The organism is Acinetobacter sp. AC1-2, assembly GCF_016124155.1.
GTDB classification, from domain to species: Bacteria; Pseudomonadota; Gammaproteobacteria; order Pseudomonadales; family Moraxellaceae; genus Acinetobacter; species Acinetobacter calcoaceticus.
Window position 1 is genome coordinate 38,968 of record NZ_JABFFO010000008.1, and the last position, 18,726, is coordinate 57,693.

18 protein-coding genes are annotated in these 18,726 nt (G+C 40.6%); 8 read left to right on the plus strand and 10 right to left on the minus strand.

All coding sequences use genetic code 11. The annotated features are described in order from the left end of the window. Positions 1-2 precede the first annotated feature (2 nt). Both HL290_RS17325 and HL290_RS17330 read left to right on the plus strand, forming a co-directional pair. Positions 3-1,571: a sensor histidine kinase gene (locus HL290_RS17325; RefSeq protein WP_198497108.1), complete on the plus strand. Its 1,569-nt coding sequence runs from the start codon at positions 3-5 to the stop codon at positions 1,569-1,571. A gap of 24 nt (positions 1,572-1,595) precedes the next feature. After that, positions 1,596-3,014, plus strand: a complete 1,419-nt coding sequence (locus tag HL290_RS17330; protein ID WP_198497109.1) for a sigma-54-dependent transcriptional regulator — start codon at positions 1,596-1,598, stop codon at positions 3,012-3,014. A gap of 4 nt (positions 3,015-3,018) precedes the next feature. Here HL290_RS17330 and HL290_RS17335 read toward each other — a convergent pair whose 3' ends face one another. From HL290_RS17335 to lptF, 4 genes are all read right to left on the minus strand, one after another. Then, complete coding sequence (locus HL290_RS17335) at positions 3,019-4,203, minus strand: S41 family peptidase (protein WP_198497110.1); 1,185 nt, start codon at positions 4,201-4,203, stop codon at positions 3,019-3,021. 15 nt (positions 4,204-4,218) lie between these two features. Then, a complete protein-coding gene (gene gpmI / locus HL290_RS17340; RefSeq protein ID WP_198497111.1) occupies positions 4,219-5,766 on the minus strand; it encodes a 2,3-bisphosphoglycerate-independent phosphoglycerate mutase in 1,548 nt (515 codons plus the stop codon). Positions 5,767-5,892: 126 nt separating this feature from the next. Further along, complete coding sequence (lptG, locus tag HL290_RS17345) at positions 5,893-6,963, minus strand: LPS export ABC transporter permease LptG (protein WP_198497112.1); 1,071 nt, start codon at positions 6,961-6,963, stop codon at positions 5,893-5,895. Beyond that, positions 6,963-8,063 (minus strand): LPS export ABC transporter permease LptF, encoded by a 1,101-nt coding sequence (lptF, locus tag HL290_RS17350; RefSeq protein ID WP_045437233.1) that lies wholly within the window; start codon positions 8,061-8,063, stop codon positions 6,963-6,965. The genes lptG and lptF overlap by 1 nt, the downstream gene beginning before the upstream one ends. Before the next feature lie 143 nt (positions 8,064-8,206). Here lptF and HL290_RS17355 point away from each other — a divergent pair, with 143 nt between their 5' ends. From HL290_RS17355 to HL290_RS17370, 4 genes are all read left to right on the plus strand, one after another. Next, positions 8,207-9,655, plus strand: coding sequence for a leucyl aminopeptidase (locus tag HL290_RS17355; protein WP_198497113.1), 1,449 nt, complete (start codon positions 8,207-8,209; stop codon positions 9,653-9,655). Next, positions 9,648-10,055 carry a DNA polymerase III subunit chi gene (locus HL290_RS17360; protein ID WP_009392261.1) on the plus strand — a complete coding sequence of 136 codons (408 nt, stop codon included), beginning with the start codon at positions 9,648-9,650 and terminating at the stop codon, positions 10,053-10,055. The genes HL290_RS17355 and HL290_RS17360 overlap by 8 nt, the downstream gene beginning before the upstream one ends. A gap of 37 nt (positions 10,056-10,092) precedes the next feature. Beyond that, entirely contained in the window at positions 10,093-10,731 is a 639-nt protein-coding gene (locus HL290_RS17365; RefSeq protein WP_198497114.1) for a hypothetical protein, read from the plus strand. 131 nt (positions 10,732-10,862) lie between these two features. Beyond that, positions 10,863-11,081, plus strand: coding sequence for a hypothetical protein (locus tag HL290_RS17370; RefSeq protein WP_198497115.1), 219 nt, complete (start codon positions 10,863-10,865; stop codon positions 11,079-11,081). Positions 11,082-11,142: 61 nt separating this feature from the next. On the opposite strand, the gene HL290_RS17375 is transcribed toward HL290_RS17370, so the two are convergent. The 6 genes from HL290_RS17375 to glnK all read right to left on the minus strand — a co-directional run bounded on the left by HL290_RS17375 (position 11,143) and on the right by glnK (position 16,645). Further along, a complete protein-coding gene (locus HL290_RS17375; RefSeq protein ID WP_005037345.1) occupies positions 11,143-11,802 on the minus strand; it encodes a riboflavin synthase in 660 nt (219 codons plus the stop codon). Positions 11,803-11,845: 43 nt separating this feature from the next. Beyond that, positions 11,846-13,138, minus strand: coding sequence for a DNA adenine methylase (locus HL290_RS17380; protein ID WP_003654420.1), 1,293 nt, complete (start codon positions 13,136-13,138; stop codon positions 11,846-11,848). Beyond that, a complete protein-coding gene (ribD, locus tag HL290_RS17385; protein WP_198497116.1) occupies positions 13,135-14,220 on the minus strand; it encodes a bifunctional diaminohydroxyphosphoribosylaminopyrimidine deaminase/5-amino-6-(5-phosphoribosylamino)uracil reductase RibD in 1,086 nt (361 codons plus the stop codon). The genes HL290_RS17380 and ribD overlap by 4 nt, the downstream gene beginning before the upstream one ends. 15 nt (positions 14,221-14,235) lie before the next feature. Beyond that, complete coding sequence (nrdR, locus tag HL290_RS17390) at positions 14,236-14,694, minus strand: transcriptional regulator NrdR (protein WP_003654416.1); 459 nt, start codon at positions 14,692-14,694, stop codon at positions 14,236-14,238. Positions 14,695-14,855: 161 nt separating this feature from the next. After that, positions 14,856-16,250, minus strand: a complete 1,395-nt coding sequence (locus HL290_RS17395; RefSeq protein WP_005037351.1) for an ammonium transporter — start codon at positions 16,248-16,250, stop codon at positions 14,856-14,858. 56 nt (positions 16,251-16,306) lie between these two features. Next, entirely contained in the window at positions 16,307-16,645 is a 339-nt protein-coding gene (gene glnK, locus HL290_RS17400) for a P-II family nitrogen regulator (protein ID WP_000780326.1), read from the minus strand. A gap of 278 nt (positions 16,646-16,923) precedes the next feature. Here glnK and HL290_RS17405 point away from each other — a divergent pair, with 278 nt between their 5' ends. Both HL290_RS17405 and HL290_RS17410 read left to right on the plus strand, forming a co-directional pair. Further along, positions 16,924-17,151, plus strand: a complete 228-nt coding sequence (locus HL290_RS17405; protein WP_003654412.1) for an accessory factor UbiK family protein — start codon at positions 16,924-16,926, stop codon at positions 17,149-17,151. Between the two features lie 65 nt (positions 17,152-17,216). After that, positions 17,217-18,701, plus strand: coding sequence for a YifB family Mg chelatase-like AAA ATPase (locus HL290_RS17410; protein WP_198497117.1), 1,485 nt, complete (start codon positions 17,217-17,219; stop codon positions 18,699-18,701). Positions 18,702-18,726 lie beyond the last annotated feature (25 nt).

Sequence of the window (18,726 nt, forward strand, 5' to 3'; positions counted from 1 at the left end):
ATATGCAATTTCCCTTAAACTCATCGTTGTCCAATACGATTTTTCGTTTGGGCACGTGGTATGGTTTATATCGTCTTATTATTGCGGTTAGCCTCAATATTATTTTGGTTTTAACCGATGCTCAAATCGACAATAGTCTACAACAACCCACATTATATTTTTACACACTGCTTGGCTATTCCATATTAAGCCTTCTTCAGCTTTTGTGTTTTAAGTTTGTTGCAACTCAGGCAACAAAGCAGCTTATTTTATTTTTTGTAGTTGATGTTATCTGCCTGAGTTTACTTACATTTTCTGTAGGTGAACCAAATCTACAACTCAGCTTGCTGTATGTTATTGCTATATTTACCTCGGCAATTTTACTCAGCGCAAGAATGTCTTTACTCATTACATTACTTGCAGTCATTGCTGTTATTTACCAACGTTTTGTCGGTAGTTTATTTGACTACAATAATCTAAATACAATTGGTAATAGTGCCTTATTAGCCTTCTTATTTTTTGTGGTGCATGGCATCGGGCAAATTGCTGTTCAGCGCTTTAAATTACTTGAGGCGCTAACTTTCCACCAATCAATAGAACTCTATCAACTACAAAATATTAACCGCTATATTCTGGAACAAATTGAAGAAGGCTATCTTGTCCTAGATGAAAACTACGACATTGTTCTAAGTAATCCGGCTGCCTGCTCTCTGTTAGGCATTCCGCCACAATTTGCCAGTGAAAAATATCCTTTAGCTAAATGGCACCCCGATTTATTTGAAATTCTTAAGTTTGATAACCTACAAGAAGGTGATCGATTTATTTTTGAGTCTCGGCTGTCGGCTTACTCTATTAACATTAAAGTTCAGCATCTTGTGGTGCCACAACAAGCATTGACGCTACTCATCTTACAAGATGCACAACACATTAATCAGCAAGCTCAACAACTCAAACTTGCTGCTTTAGGGCAACTTTCAGCCAGTATTGCACATGAAATCCGTAATCCTCTGGCAGCAATTGTTCAAGCAAATGAATTACTTAAAGATAGTGATTTAGAGCAGCAAAATACTTTACGTCGTATGATTAGTAAGCAAACAAAACGCATCGATTGTATTGTTCAAGATACATTAGGACTTGCCAGCAGCGAAAGAACTTACCCAATCCAGATTGAATTAAACGACTTCATAAAGACGTTATTAGACGAAGATCTATTAGATGTTAAACATTCTATACAGCTTAAAATTTCTGATTCATCCTTAAAATTATTATTTGATGAGAAACAACTTAGGCAGGTACTCATTAACCTTGTCAGAAATGCTTTACGACATAATGCACCCGATTCACCCCATGTTCTGATCAACATTCACTCGCAAACAAATAAAATTTATATTGATGTGATCGATTACGGCGAAGGGGTTTCAAAACGTGATATATCTCAATTATTTAAACCATTTTTTAGTACCGAAATTAATGGAACTGGTTTAGGATTATATTTGTCTCATAGTTTTTGTGAGGCAAACCATGCAAAGCTCACGTATGTAGAGCAAAAACAAGGGGCATGCTTCCAAATGGAATGCCCAATAATATATTGATTTTTTTATTAGGTTTTTGGGGAAATGGCAGAACAGCAACCACTAGTTTTGCTTGTAGACGATGAAGAAGATTTGTGCCTTTTAATGCAAATGACTCTTGCGCGAATGGGGATTAAAACACATCTTGCTTATCGGGTTGAACAGGCCAAACAACTCTTTACTCAGTTTCATTACGATGCATGTTTAACCGATTTGAACCTACCCGACGGTAGCGGTTTAGAATTGGTTAAACACGTTTCTCAAACTTACCCACACACACCAATTGCAGTTTTAACTGCATACGGCAATATGGATATTGCAATTGCAGCATTAAAGGCGGGAGCTTTTGATTTTGTAAGTAAACCTATTAACCAAATTCATTTAGATCAGTTATTAAAAAAAGCGTTAAATCAGCCAAAACCAGAGCATGAGTTCGGTGAAATAACTTTGGAAAATGACCTATTAATTGGTCGTTCTCCTCCAATACAAAACTTACGAACAGCTATTAAAAAAATAGCCCGCTCTCAAGCTCCAGTGTTTGTTACAGGCGAGTCTGGTACAGGTAAAGAGGTTGTTGCTAATCTTATTCACCGCTTGAGTAATCGCAGTGAAGGTCCGTTTATTGCGATTAACTGTGGAGCAATTCCAACTGAGCTCATGGAAAGTGAACTTTTTGGACATAAAAAAGGCAGTTTTACTGGAGCTACCCAAGACAAACAAGGCCTGATTTTGTCTGCTCATGGCGGCAGCTTATTTTTAGATGAAATTGCTGAATTGCCTTTAAGTATGCAAGTCAAATTACTTCGGGCAGTACAAGAAAAAAAAATCCGTCCAGTAGGTTCAGATCAGGAAATCGATGTTGATTTTCGGGTGATCAGCGCCAGCCACCAAGATTTAGATTTATTAGTTCGACAAGGTAAATTCCGTCAGGATTTATTTTTCCGTATTCATGTTATGGATATCATGTTGCCGCCACTGCGTGAGCGCGGTGGAGATATTTTGTTATTAGCCAATCATTTTATTCAAAAGGTTTGTATGGAATGGGAAATTCCAAGCAAACAATTAACCACTACTGCTGAAACTTATTTATTGCAGCAAGATTTTCCAGGTAATGTTCGTGAATTAAGAAATATGATTGAACGAGCTATTACCTTAAGTGATGATGAATGTATTGATTTAACACACTTAGCACCTCCTCTCAGAGGCAGTAGCGTTAACTCGCAAATCGCAACTAAACCAGTGAATGACACATCAACTGCGATTACTCAGACTCGGCCAAAATTACCAATGGAAGGCTTAGAACGCTACTTAGAAAATATTGAAAAAGATATTCTACTGAACGCGTTAGACATGACACATTGGAACAGGACCTTAGCAGCTAAAAAGTTAGGAATGACCTTCCGTTCTTTACGCTATCGACTGAAAAAGTTTGGCTTAGATACCGAATTGGGAGAGGAAGTATAAAAGACTATTTTTTCTTTAGAAATAAGTCTGTAACACGGTCTAAATATACGTCTTCTTTCATTTCTGGGGGCAAAGGATAGGTCTGGTTAGGCTGAATACCTTGCCCTTCAATCATATTGCCATTTGGCGTGTAATAGTGTGAGACTGTCATTTGTAGTGCCGCACCACTTGGCAAAGGAAATAGTTTCTGCACTACGCCTTTCCCATAACTTTTTTCACCGATTACCCATGCACGCTGGTGTTCTTTCATGGCCGCGGTAAAAACTTCTGCTGCCGATGCAGAACGATGATTAATCAATATACCTAATTTTATATTCTGAAATTCATTGCCTGGCAGAGCCTGAAATTGCTGATTACCTTCCGAACGGCTTTTAGTTGAGACGATAATCCCACTATTTAGAAATAAATCTGCCGACTCGACTGCTGCCGATAACAACCCACCTGGATTGTTTCGTAAATCGATTAAAACGGCTTTTAAACGTGGTGAACTATTTTCTTCAATTAACCGTTTAATTTCATTTGCCGTGTCTTGCTGGAATACTCTAATTTTTAGCACCAAAACCTGATTATGCAGCATTACAGGTTCTATATCGGTTTCTATTTTTTTATTACGAACTAAGTTGAGGTTTCCATTTAAATCTTCTGCTTGTACTTGAAGCGTACTTCCGATAGAGCCATAAAGCAGCCCAAGCACCTGATCTTGGTTTAAATTTTTTAAGTCTTGATTATCAATCTTGAGAATCGCTTGACCATTTCTCAAACCTAATTTGTATGAGTCTGAGCCAGTTTTAAGATCACGAATCATCCATTTATGGACATGCAATTCAGGGCTTAAAGCAAAATCAACCGAGGCAAGGTCACCTTCGGTATATTGAATCAATTGACGATATTCTTCTGCCGACAAATAGCGTGAGTAACGATCTAGCCCACTCACTAGACCTTTAATGGCTTGTTGAAATAAGGCATCATCAGACTTCACATCGACATAGTTATCTCGAACGATTCCATAGATTTGTACAAACTGTTGAATCGATTCGATCGGCACCTCTGCATAGCTATGTTCCGGCTCTTCCGAATCAGAATGCAGAGGTGACAATTTCTCTTTTACAACTGGCGCCGCAAAAGCAAATTGGCTGCAACACAGCAACATACTTACAATAAGTTTTTTATATTTAATGTGTTGCAGCATCCAATCACCTTTAGTTTATGCAGATAATGTAATCAGGTTACGCCCTTGCATTTCAGCAGGAACAGGAATCTGCATTAAATTGAGAATCGTTGGTGCTACATCTGCAAGCACACCACCTTCTGCAATGGTTGCTTGTGTTGGGCCAACATAGATAAACGGTACAAGTTCCGTTGTATGTTGAGTGTGAACTTGACCGCTTTCGTAGTCTTGCATTTGTTCCACGTTACCATGGTCGGCAGTAATCAGCATATGGCCTTTCTTTGCCATTACCGCTTCATAGACACGTCCTAGGCAGAGGTCGACTGCTTCAACTGCTTTAACAGCAGCATCAAAAATACCTGTATGACCTACCATATCACCATTGGCATAGTTCACAACCAATAAATCGTATTCACCAGAATTAATGGCTTTAACCAATTCATCAGTTACTTCATAAGCACTCATTTCAGGCTTAAGGTCATATGTTGCAACGTTTGGAGATGGAATCAAAATACGCTTTTCGCCCGGATATTCATCTTCACGCCCGCCACTAAAGAAGAACGTTACATGAGCATATTTTTCAGTTTCGGCAATACGTAACTGAGTCTTTCCAAGAGAAGATAAATATTCACCCAATGAATTTTTTAATGCTTCTGGCATGTATGCAACTGGCGCATCAATGCTAGCTTGATAACGGGTTAGCATGACAAATTTAGAAAGGTTTGGTACAACTTTACGCTCAAAACCTGCAAAGTCTTTTTCTACAAATGCACGAGTAATTTCACGAGCTCGGTCAGCACGGAAATTCATAAATACAACGCTATCGCCGTCTTGTACTTTAGCAACATCACCAATACGAGTCGCTTTTACAAACTCATCGTTTTCATTGGCTGCATAAGCTAACTCTAAGCCTTCCACTGCTGTTTGCGCAGTACGAAGTGCCTCACCTTCAGTCAACAAGCGATAAGCTTGCTCAACACGATCCCAACGGTTATCGCGGTCCATTGCAAAGTAGCGGCCAATCATAGTCGCGATACGGCCTTGGTCTGGATACTGAGCGAATAATGCATCTAATTTTTCTAAAGACGGCTGAGCACTGCGTGGAGGTGTGTCACGGCCATCAAGGAAAGCATGTAAATAAACTTTTGCACCACGTTTTAATGCAAGCTCACACATCGCCACAATATGGTCTTCATGTGAATGCACGCCACCGTCTGAGAGCAACCCCATAATATGAACAGCACCATGAGCAGCTTTGGCTTTTTCAACGGCGTCAATTAACACTTCATGTTTAAAAAAGTCGCCAGTACGAATATCTTTAGTAATGCGGGTAAAGTCTTGATACAAAACACGACCAGCACCAAGGTTCATATGACCGACTTCAGAGTTACCCATTTGTCCATCAGGCAAACCAACATCTTCGCCAGAACCAGAAATTAGACTATTTGGATGCTTTGCTGTCATTGCCGCCAAATTCGGTGTTTTTGCTGCAAGAAAAGCATTATCTTCAATCGCTTCACGGTGACCAACACCATCCATAATGACCAGAACGTGAGGGATCTTGCCAGCAGTTGCATCCGTCATAATCTATTTCTCTTTTGTCTACAATTTCGTCACGATATCTTACCGAATTTTCGGTCAAGACTCTATTTTTTCCTATGGCTTTCACCAATATCTACGATTGATGAAAACCATAAATTTCAATTATTACTAGCGAGCGCGGTAAAGCAAATAACTTCCGACGCCAAACATTAACAAGATAGGTACGAGTACGAACCATGCAGGAGATGGGGCATAAACCAAGCTGGCATAGCCCAAGAAATCTTGCAAATAATAGAAACTCAAACCAATAAACAATGCAATTACCAAACGGAAACCCATCGATTGTTGGCGTAATGGTCCAAAAATAAATGAACACGCCACGAGAACCAAAGCGATCAACGAAAATGGCGAGGCAACTTTTTGCCAGAAAGCCAATTGGTAAGTCTTTGGTACCTGACTATATTCATCCATATAACGCATAAAGCTAATGAGCTGGCTTGGCGATAAATCTTCAGGATCTAAAGTCACCATATGCACATATTTAGGCTGTAATGCTAAAGAAAGCGATTGTTCGTCATGGTCAGTCTTGATGGCATTGCCTGTCGCCAAAATATCCATTTGTTCTGCTTTCTTCAAAGCCCATTGACCATCTTTTACGAACTGTCCTTGCTGAGCATTGATTAATGATTGCAAGTAATAGTTCTGGTCAAAATCGACCACTTGAATACCTTTTAAATTGCCTTGAGAGTTAGCATAGTCGATATAGATAAATCGCTGTCCTTCACGTGACCAATAACCTTTCACTTCACCTAAAGCAGCTACAGAGCGGTGGCTTTTAACACTTTGTGCTTTTTCATTCGTATAAGGGATAACCCATTCACTTAAAGCGAAAGACAAAATAATAAGCAGTAAAGCTGAGCGCATCACCCAACCAACAATACGCCATAAGCTAATACCAGCAGAGCGCATAACAATAAGTTCACTGCTAGTCGCTAGTGAACCTAAACCGATTACAGCACCAATCAAGGCAGAAATAGGCAAAATTTCATATAGATAACGAGGCGCTCCCCACAACACATAGATGAGAGCTTGCCATGCGTTATAGTCTGGTTTGAGTTCACCCAACTCGCCAAGGTACGTAAATAAGATCTGTAAAATCGACAAAACAACTGTGGTGCCAAACATTGCAAGCGCAGTGGTTTTCGTCACATATTTGGCGACTATTCGACGTGCTAACATTATAATTTCACTCGCTTGATCTGTTTCTTGATTTTAGGTGCCAACTTCTGTTTACGTGAAAATAAGGCAGCTGCAACGCCATAAACAACCAACACGGCAGGATAAGCCCAAATATCGAGTTCTTCTTTACTAATACGAGTCTTGATTGCAATCATTAATACGATCAGACTGGAAAAAATAAAAACCGCAGGAATAAGACGGTAATAACGACCTTGTCTTGGACTCACCTCAGACAATCCCACAGAAAGCATTAAAGCAATAAGAATGGTGAATGGTCCAAATAAACGCCATCCCAACTCGCTTCTTATGACTGGATCATTTGTTTTTGAAAAGAGTTTAGTCGTTGATAAGGCTTCTACATCGCCACTCTCAAACTTAACATCTTTATCATTTTCTAAACGTAGACGATAAGACTGAAACTCTGCTTGTGTATACTTTGGTTGTCCCGGAAATATTTCATAACGACGGCCTTGCACCAGATCAACGACATTGGCTGTGTCATTTGCAACTTCTACACGAGTCGCTTCTTTTGCCAAGATCATGACATCTGGCTTATCTTCTTTGGTCGCGCGTTGATAAAAGAAAATGTCTTTTAGATTTTTTCGATCTTCAGATAGTGAACCCGCATAAATTGTATAGGGTCCAGAAGAGATAAATTCTCTTGGGCGAACCAAATCGAAACCTGTCCGAACCGCTTGGGTGGTTGTCAGCTTTTCAAACTCACGTAGTCCCCACGGTGTCATCCAGAGCATAAGCACAGACTGACAAACCATATAAACAACTGTCATTGGAATGAGTAATCGTGCTAATTGATGACGGCTCACACCACTACCATTCAGTACTGCCATTTCATGGTCAACATATAAACGACCAAACACCAACATTAAACCAATGAAAAAACCAAGTGGTAAAATGAGTGTTAGAAATTCAGGTAAACGATATCCAATGATGCTAAACAAGATGCTGGCATCTAAACGCCCCTGCGCCGCCACACCAAAGTATTTGATCAGACGACCACCCATCATGATTAAGGTCAATAAAGAAATGACCACCAATGAGGTAGAGACAACTTGCTTGACGAGATAACGCCGAATAATCAAAGTAATACTTCCAAAAGGCTAATCGGGACGACTGCTAGTTTACCCGAATGTTAAAAATATAAAACCGCACATTGCAACGCTATGCTTGAAAGTGTTTCAATGTTTTAATTCATCATAACTTTCTATAGGCAATCACGACAGCCATGAAATTTACAACTTATACAACTTTTCCCGAACAAACATCTAATGAGTCTTTGTGGGTTTTAGTTGATTCAGAACAGCTACAAAGCAACGTCAACACATATCAAATCAATAACCTAGAAAGCGTTCTTAGCGCTACCCAATTTAAAGGCAACTTTAATGAAACTCTGCCTTTATTTGGTCAGATTTCAAATCAGCCTCACAGCCAATTACTTGGCTTGGGAAAAACAGCTGAACTTCAGACAGTTAAGTTAGCTAAACTTGCCCAAACGATTATCAAATCGACACAAAATAAATTTAAGCATATCGCAATTGATATTGCTGCGTTACCTGTCGAGCACCATTATTTATTTGCTTTAAGCTTAACTCAAGCAGCTTATGGTTATGATGAGTTTAAATCGAAAAAAAATGAATTTGTGTTACAACAGGTTGATTTAATTAGTTCAACGACTAGCCTAGATGAAAAACAACTGGCTTTAGTACATGCAGTACAGTCTGGTCAGTCTTATGCACGCGACCTTGGCAACCGTCCGGGTAATATTTGTTTCCCAGAATATTTGGCAGAACAGGCTCTAGCTTTAGCGGCAGAATTCCCTGACTTACTTAAAGTCACTGTTTTAAATGAGCAACAAATGGCTGATTTAGGCATGTATGCTTTTCTTGCAGTGAGTAAAGGATCTGAACGTCCGGGCCGTATTGTAACTCTCGAATATCAAGCGCAGATTGATCAAGCTCCGGTTGTTCTCGTTGGTAAAGGCGTAACTTTTGATACGGGTGGTATTTCTTTAAAACCAGGCCTTGGCATGGATGAAATGAAATTCGATATGTGTGGTGCAGCCTCTGTACTAGGTACCATTCGTGCATTATGCGAAGCAAAACTTTCTATTCATGTAGTAGGTGCAATTGCAGCAGCAGAAAATATGCCTTCTGGTAAAGCAACCCGTCCAGGTGACATTGTGACAACCATGAGCGGGCAAACTGTTGAAATCTTGAATACAGATGCTGAAGGCCGTCTTGTACTGTGTGACACATTGACCTATATCAAACGCTTCAATCCAGCAGTAGTGGTTGATATTGCAACTTTAACAGGTGCCTGTGTAGTCGCTTTAGGTAAAGTACTCAGCGGTTTGTTCTCACCAGATGATGCTTTAGCAGCCGAGCTCCAACAAGCGGGCGAACAATCATTTGACCGTGTATGGCGTATGCCAGTCATTGATGATTATCAAGAGTTACTTGATTCACCATTTGCAGATATTGCGAACATCGGCGGTCCATACGGTGGTGCGATTACGGCTGCATGTTTCCTTGAGCGATTTACACGTGAATATCGTTGGGCTCATTTAGATGTAGCAGGAACAGCATGGTTATCTGGTCCAGCTAAGGGTGCAACAGGTCGTCCAGTACCACTCCTCATGCAATTTCTAGCGAATCGTGTAAATACGAATGGCTAAAGTTAGTTTTTATCTGTTTGAAACCAGCGAAGAACGGCAAGTCGATAGTGCTTGCCGTTTATGTCGAAAAATATTACAGAAGCATCCTAAAATCTGGTGGTATTGCCCAGATGTGCAGCTACAACAGATTCTTGATGAAAGATTATGGGACTTCGACCCTGTCAGTTTCATTGCGCATGGTGTTGACCAGACTGATGCTGCTGTATGTATTTCGGCTAAACAACCACTTGAACAAGGCTTGTTAGTATTTAATTTTAACAATCATGCACTTGAACAAGTTGATCATTTTAGCCACATTATAGAAATTGTTGAAAATAATGAAACAGCCAAGCAAATTGGTCGAGAAAAATTTAAAATGTATCGCCGTTTGGGTATAGAACCGCGGACCTTTAAATTATAACGCGCTAAAATGTAAATACTGTTGATCAAGGAGAACCATGGTGGCATTAAATGTCGGGCAAGATTTTAAAAAAAGATGGTTAAATGCGCCTGAAGCTGTCCGTCATACCTATCAACAGGATTTGGCACGTATTTGCGATCTACTCGAACCCCAAACCCCTATTCAGCTTTGGGTTTTAAATGACGAAAAAGCGCAGTTAGAATCACAGCAAAAAATTGAACAAGCCTACGCAGACCTCAAAGCAGAGCTCATTGAGCAAGCACGTATTCGTCGTCAACTTGCTTTAGAAAAAGCACTTGCTGACAAACGTGCATCAGAAGTTGCTTATGCTGCGGAGTTGCAAGCAGATGAAATTCGTAAGTTTAATGAACAGACTGAAACATTACACATATTACGTAGTCATTTAGAACAAGAGGTTGCGGAGCAAACCGCGCGTTATCAGAAAAATCCTGAAACACCAGCAGTCAATTACTCTGCTGGTGTAAAACTTAGTATTACCGATGATCAAATCTTATCTGAGCTTGAAAGTTTACGTATTCGTTTAGAACTTGAAGCTGAGAGCTTAATTGAACAGTCTGTAACGGCTTTCCGAGCCAAGCTAAATTCGGCAGCTCAAGAAGAAATTGAATACATTTTAAAGAATTCTAAGTTTTCTGATGAAAAAATAGAAAAGTAAACCTTTAAATATTTCTTTTGTCATAAAAGTGACACGTATATGTCACAGAATAGACATATAGATTATTCTTATAGATCAATTAATTATAAGAATGAAAAGTAGCTATTCAAGATAATTAATGAGGATAAGAGATGGACATTCTGCATCAGATTTCAAAGCAAGTTGAACAGCTAAATCAGGGTGAGCAATGGACGTTTTCAGCACAAGAATTTTATATGAGTCATAACGACTTTAACTCTTTATCTATCTTACTTACACGTGAGTCTGAAACCCGTGATTTTACAATTACGCGCACTCAGCATAACAAGTCATGGGTCGGCACACACTCGGTTACTCTAACCAAGCATTAAGTTTTCAAAATAAAAAAACCGGAACATGTGTCCGGTTTTTTTATTTTAACGATCTAGCTTTTTATTTTAAAAAGCCATTCTCAGCTAAAAAAGCCATACTAATATTTGACTCTGTTTTTTGTTCAGCAGCCTTATCACCTAGTAATAAACGCTCGATATAACGCGCTAAAACATCGACTTCAAGGTTTACTTTACTACCTACTTGCCACGTTCCAATGTTAGTACGTTCTGCTGTGTGCGGAATTAAGTTCAAGCTTAAAATATTTCCACGTAAATGGTTAATCGTTAAACTAATCCCATCTACCGTCACAGAACCTTTTTCCGCTAAATATTTAGCAAGTTCTGCAGGTGCTGTAACTTCATAATAGATTGAGCGAGCATCTTCACGTACTACGGTAATTTCGCCCACGCCATCAACGTGACCACTCACAATGTGTCCACCAAAGCGTGTTGTCGGCAACATTGCTTTTTCAACATTGACACGTTGCCCAACTTTCCAGTGACCCAAAGTCGTTCGGTTTAAACTCTCACGAGAAACATCAGCCGCATACCAATTATCACCCCATTCAATCACGGTGAGACAAATACCATTGGTCGCAATTGAGTCACCCAAATGTACATCTGACATATCCAGATCAGTCTGAATACGTAAACGCACATCACCACCTACGCTTTGCAGGCTTTCAACTTTTCCTAAACTTTCAATAATGCCTGTAAACATGGCTCAATCTCCAAATCTTTTTACACTGCTTAAATTGCAGCGCTTACCAAAGTGCGAGCTGTGTACTATTACCTGAAGTATCTACACCACCTAGCTCGGCAAAGTGGTAAAGCTGGCCTAATAACTGACGTAATGGTGGTCCTGACTTGGCATGAGTATCAGTAATCACAATAAACTCAAGCACGCGTGCACGTTCAGACTGTCGTTGTTTACTCACTCGATAGCGTGGAACATCTTGTGTTAGCAAGGTCACTTTGCCCCGCTCCAGATTAGCCATAAGCAAATCTTTCGGCTCGATATTACCATCAGTTGAATAACTGGTCAGAATATAGCGGGCATTGATGGTTGAAAGTAGTTTTTCATACGCATCTTTCGCATATTTAGAAGAGTTATATGGGCTTGGACGTTCTTTACGCCAAGCTCTATCAATTCCACTCTTATAACCTTTGGTATCTGGTGAAGGTAAATCGACCTGATCCCATAAAGTTAATGCATTCAAAACATGGTAATTACTACTATATGCATGCTGGTTATACGGTGGATCGAGATAGGCAACATCTACTTCAAAACCACTCATTTGATTTGCTAGATGCTGTGAATCTACACACCACATTTCAGCAGCAGGACGTTTACGATCACCAATCTCGCAAAAACGGCTTGGTGTTAACCAAAGTAATGATTCAATTCGTTCTAACGCAGTTTGAGTACGCCCGCCCCACCCTTGATGGAAGCTTTTAAATACACCACTGGTGTTACTGACAAAACTTGCTGAATAGAGCAAAGGCGCGAGCAAAGCACTCATCTCTACATCATTAATTGCGCCTTGAGATTGCCATGTTGCAATCTGCTGGCGAATCGCATCAATACGCATACCATTACGGCGTTTAAAGAACAATCGGTCACGAGCTGGATCATAAATATCATCATTACGTGGGCAAAGGTTATGTGTTACCCAACCTTTAACTTCAGGTAAGCGATTTAAATAATCGATTGCCTTCTGATACCCGCCTAGCTCTTTAAAAGCAGGTGCATCGATGCAAGCTAAAATCGCATGATTTAACGCATGGCTATAAGGTTCCCAGTCATTCGCAATCACTCGGTAACCATTTTGACGCGCCAAACGAGATACTACGCCACTGCCGGCAAAGAAATCGGCAAAAATCGGAGGATTCTTTTTCTTGCTATTCAGCGTCCCTGTAATTTCAAGGGCTTCTAAAATTAGATGGAGCAATCGGCGCTTATTACCCAAGTAAGGAACAAGCTGATGGAAAAGATATTCGTCTGTCGTACGGGCTGCATGACGACGTTTGTGATAAACCGAAGGCTCTGGATTCATACTTTCTCTTGCGTAGGGATTAACCTTAAGCGTATATCTTGATCAAGTTGTGTCACATCAAGAAGTGTAAAACGAAGTTGTTGTGCCATATATTCAAACTCTGCATTGAACATGGCTCTTGCACTTTTCCCCAATAATGTTGGGGCAATATAACTGATCAACTCATCTACCAAACCTTCTTGTAAAAAGGCAGTAGATAATGTTGCACCGGCTTCTACCAATACATCATAAATTTGATATTGCTTAGATAGGGTCTGTAACAGCACTTTTAAAGGCTGAATTTCTAATTGTATCACGCCTAAATCAGCAAGTTCTTCACGATATGGCCCCATCACCATCACAGTTTCAGGGTTTTCTAAAATTTTAGCAGCGAGCGGCAAACGACCTTGGCGGTCTAAAATAATCCGTTTTGGCTGTGCAATTGTATCAATATCAACACTGTCCAGACTTCGTACATTAAGCTGACAGTCATCTGCAATCACAGTATCAATCCCTGTAATCACTGCTCCTGAAATGGCACGCCAATGCTGTACATCCTGACGCGCAACTGCACCGGTAATCCATTTCGATTCACCCGATGCCATTGCAGTACGTCCATCTAGGCTTGAAGCTACTTTTAAGCGTACATAGGGCATGCCCGTAGACATCGCTTTTAAGAAACCTTGGTTTAATTTTTCTGCCAAATCTTCACAAATGCCAACTTCTACTTCAATTCCGGCATTTTTCAAAATCTGAACGCCCTTACCCGCAACGAGTGGGTTTGGATCAGAACATGCCACAACCACCTTTTTAACCTGTGCCTTAACCAGTGCTTCGGCACAAGGAGGAGTTCGCCCATAATGTGCACATGGCTCAAGCGTCACATACGCTGTTGCACCTTGAGCCTGCTCAGCTGCCTGACGTAAGGCAAAAACCTCTGCGTGTGGTTGACCTGCTTTAGGATGAAAGCCCTCACCTATTAACTGATCATCTTTGACAATGACACAACCAACATTTGGATTAGGCTTAGTCGAATATAGACCTCGTTTGGCAAGTTCAATAGCTTGTTGCATCCAATATTGATCTTTTTTCAACTCAGACATAAAAATCTCAAATAATTATTGTTCACGTTGCTGCATTTGCTCAATTTGTCGGCGAAAAGCTTCAACATCCTGAAAATCTTGATAAACAGAAGCAAATCGAACATAAGCGACATGGTCGAGTGCAAATAGAGATTGCATGACGACTTCACCAATTGTTCTAGACTTCACGTCACGCTCACCTAAACGGCGAATCTGTAATTGGATATCACTTAAAACAGTTTCTATCTGTTCTTGGGTGACCGGACGTTTTTGCAATGCATGCATTAACGAACGGCGTAGCTTGGCCTCATCGAAAGGTTCATTCTTTCCATTCGATTTGATCACACGGGGCATCACCACTTCATAGCTTTCAAAAGTGGTAAAACGTTCACCGCAACTTACACACTCACGACGTCGACGAATCTGACAGCCTTCGGCGGCTAAACGTGAATCGATGACTTTACTATCTGCGGCGTTGCAAAATGGACAATGCATAGCGGATTTATAGGGTCGATTACTTTGACCTAGTGTAGCAAAATTTCTACACTTACAGAACCAGCATTCTATGAGACAAAAAAACAGTCCTGAGCAAGATCAAAGCAACTCTTTGATCACAGCGCAAGACTGTTCTTTTAAGACAGCAGATATATTACGAATTATTCAATACGTTCGCCATGTTGGCTTAAATCCAGACCCATGCGTTCATCATCAGCGTTAACACGGATACCAATCACAAGATCAATCACTTTAAGAATTACAAAAGTCGCTACACCACTGTAAACCATGGTTGCCAATACGCCTTCAACTTGTACCCATAATTGACCAGCGAAGGTTGGAGCTAAGGTAACGTTGGCTGCTTTGATGATTTCATCACTGTAAAATACGCCAGTTAAAATCGCACCGACAATACCACCTACAGCATGTAAACCAAACGCATCCAAAGCATCATCAGCTTTAAGTAAGCGTTTAAGTGCAGTAATACCCCAGAAGCACACTACGCCACCGATAAGGCCCATGACTAAAGCACCGCCTACACCGACGAAACCTGCTGCTGGCGTAATCACAACCAAACCAGCAACAGCACCAGAAGCACCACCTAATACAGATGCTTTACCGCGAATCATACGTTCAACAACTAACCAAGAGAACGCAGCAGCAGCGGCAGCAACTTGAGTCACTAAAATTGCCATGCTTGCACGAGCGCCAGCGCCTAGAGCACTACCGCCGTTAAAGCCAAACCAACCTACCCAAAGTAAGCTTGCACCGACTACAGTTAAAGTCAGGTTATGCGGAGCCATAGATTCACGGCCCAAACCAATACGTTTTCCAAGCATGTAAGCCGCAACGAGACCTGCAACACCTGAGTTGATATGTACAACTGTACCACCAGCAAAATCTAATGCGCCTGCTTTAAATAACCAACCATCTGCCGCCCAAACCCAGTGAGTAATTGGTGCATAAACAACGAGTACCCAAACTGCAATAAAAACCATGAAAGCTGAATACTTCATGCGGTCTGCAATAGAACCGCTAAGGATCGCAACTGTAATAATGGCAAAGGTCATTTGGAAAATAACAAAGAGACTTTCAGGAATTGTCCCACTCAATGCATCAAACGCGACTCCGTTTAGCATTGCTTTAGACAAATCACCAAAAAATGCACCTGTGCCAGAGAACGCGATTGAATAACCAGCAATCACCCACAGCAAACTTACTAAGATTGCAGCTGAAAGGCTGAACATCATAGTACTGAGTACATTTTTCTTACGTACCATACCGCCGTAGAATAGTGCCAACCCCGGAATGGTCATTAATAGAACCAATGCGGTTGAAACTAAAATCCAAGAGGTATCACCCGTATCAAGAGTAGGTGTCGGTGCTGGAGCTGCTGGAGTTTCAGCAACTGGTGCTTCTGCAGTAGTTGCAGTAGCTTGAGATGTTGATGCAGCCGCAACTTCCGATGTAGGCGTTGTTACAGCTTCTTCTGCCCAAACGGCAGTACCACCCAAAAGAGCGCCTGATAGACTCAGCGCCATAAGCATTTTTTTCATTCGTGTCCCCCAACCTCATTTGCGAGTTATTTTCTACTCAGCAAGCTTTGTGCCAATTAGACAGCATCTGGTCCAGTTTCACCCGTACGGATACGGATTACTTGTTCCAGGTTAGTCACAAAAATCTTACCATCGCCAATTTTTCCTGTGCTTGCTACACGTGTAATTGATTCAATTACCGCGTCGACCATTTCATCACTAATCGCAATTTCGATTTTTACTTTAGGTAAGAAATCAACCACATACTCCGCGCCACGGTAGAGTTCTGTATGTCCTTTTTGACGACCAAAACCTTTAACTTCAGTTACGGTAATCCCTTGTACACCAATGTCAGAGAGCGCTTCACGCACATCATCCAATTTAAACGGTTTTACAATTGCAGTTACAAGCTTCATGTTTGTTTCCTTCGGCTTCTTTTCACCAGTAAGGTTTTATGTTCAATTTTCATGCCAATATTTCAAAGGTTGAGGGAAATGAATCTATTGCATGAACTTTCTTTATAACCTATTTAGTGATCAAGATGTAGATGAGCTATTAAAAATAAAATGAATTTTCAGTATGTTTACATGCTGATTTAATGTTCTATTTGTACTAAAAGAATTGAAACCTATATCCCACCTTCAAGCAGTGGTAAACTGTAAACCATAAGGTAATACAACACTTTGGATATTTCATGCTAGAAACTTTATTACAGGCCATTCTGGAACAAATTGATGAGCCTAAAAAAGATTTGGAAAAAAATTTACGTGCATTATTAAATGAAGCAGTCGAAAAGTTAGATCTTGTTTCCAGACAAGAAATTGACCGCCAAAAGACCGCACTGCAATCAGCTAACCAACGTTTAGCAGAGCTACAAAAACAAGTGGAACTATTAGAAGAAACTTTAAAGAATAAAAAATAAGCACCAATGTAGCGCACTTATACTTTACAACGATTAAAAATGAAGCACCATAATGGAACAATAAGATGTCTTTTTCTAAAATTTATACACGGGGACTTTTGGGTTTACATGCACCTCTCATTGAAGTAGAGGTACATGTGAGTCAAGGCTTACCTTCTCTTACCATTGTAGGCCTAGCCGAAGCGGCAGTAAGAGAAAGTAAAGACCGAGTTCGCTCAGCGATTATTAACAGTGGATTTCAATTTCCGACTAAACGACTGACCATTAATCTTGCACCAGCAGATTTGCCCAAAGATGGTTCACGTCTGGATTTACCAATTGCTTTAGGTATTTTAATTGCCTCTGGTCAGCTCCCAGAAAACTGTGCCGAAGATTTTGAATTTATTGGAGAGTTAGCACTTGATGGTCATGTAAGGCCAGTGTCAGGTACTTTAACTTTGGCAATGGCTTGTCAACAAGCCAAACATAAAATGCTTTTACCACTTGATAATAGTCAGGATATTAGTCACTTACCTGACTTTAAATGTTATCCAGTGAGTCACTTAAAAGAAGTCTGTGAACATTTTTTGGGCACGAAATCTCTATCTTCGATTGAGCCTACGACCACTTCAAACCAAATGCCTTATAAATTTGACCTTGCAGATGTAAAAGGTCAGTTACGCCCACGCCGTGCACTCGAAATTGCTGCTGCTGGAGGGCACTCCTTACTTTTTAAAGGACCACCCGGCACAGGTAAAACTTTACTCGCCTCAAGGCTTCCTTCAATTTTACCGCCTCTGACTAATCAAGAAACGCTTGAAGTTGCTAGCATTTATTCTATTTCAAATACATCACATACTTTTGGTCAGCGACCATTTCGAGCGCCCCATCATACAGCATCAGCGATTGCACTCGTTGGGGGCGGTTCTCACCCTAAACCGGGCGAAATTACATTATCGCATTTAGGAGTACTTTTTTTAGATGAGCTCCCCGAGTTTGATAGAAAAGTACTAGAAGTCTTACGCCAGCCGCTTGAGTCAAAAGAAATCATTATTTCACGAGCAGCTCGGCAAATTACTTATCCGGCTAACTTCCAATTGATTGCGGCGATGAACCCATGTCCATGTGGTTATGCATTTAATCAAGATAGCCGTTGTCAGTGTTCACCCGAGAGTATTAAGCGCTATCAAAACCGTATATCGGGGCCATTACTTGACCGTATCGATTTACATATTGATGTACCACCGTTAAAGGCCCAAGAGCTACAAGATCCAACGCCTGTTGAAGATTCGAGTAGTGTTCGACAACGTGTGATTTATGCCTATGAACAACAGATTCAAAGACAAAATTGTTTAAATCAGGCGCTTTCACCGAAACAGCTAGAACAACATGCTGTACTTGATAGTACTTCTCAACGAATGATTGAAATGGCTCAACAACGTTTAAATTTATCGGCCCGCGCTTATCATCGTGTTTTACGAGTAGCGCGGACCATTGCCGATTTAGCTCAAAGTGAAGTGATTCAAAGTTCTCACCTTACAGAAGCATTATCCTATCGAGGAAATAGTTAACAAATCAGTTAAACAGCGGATCGTG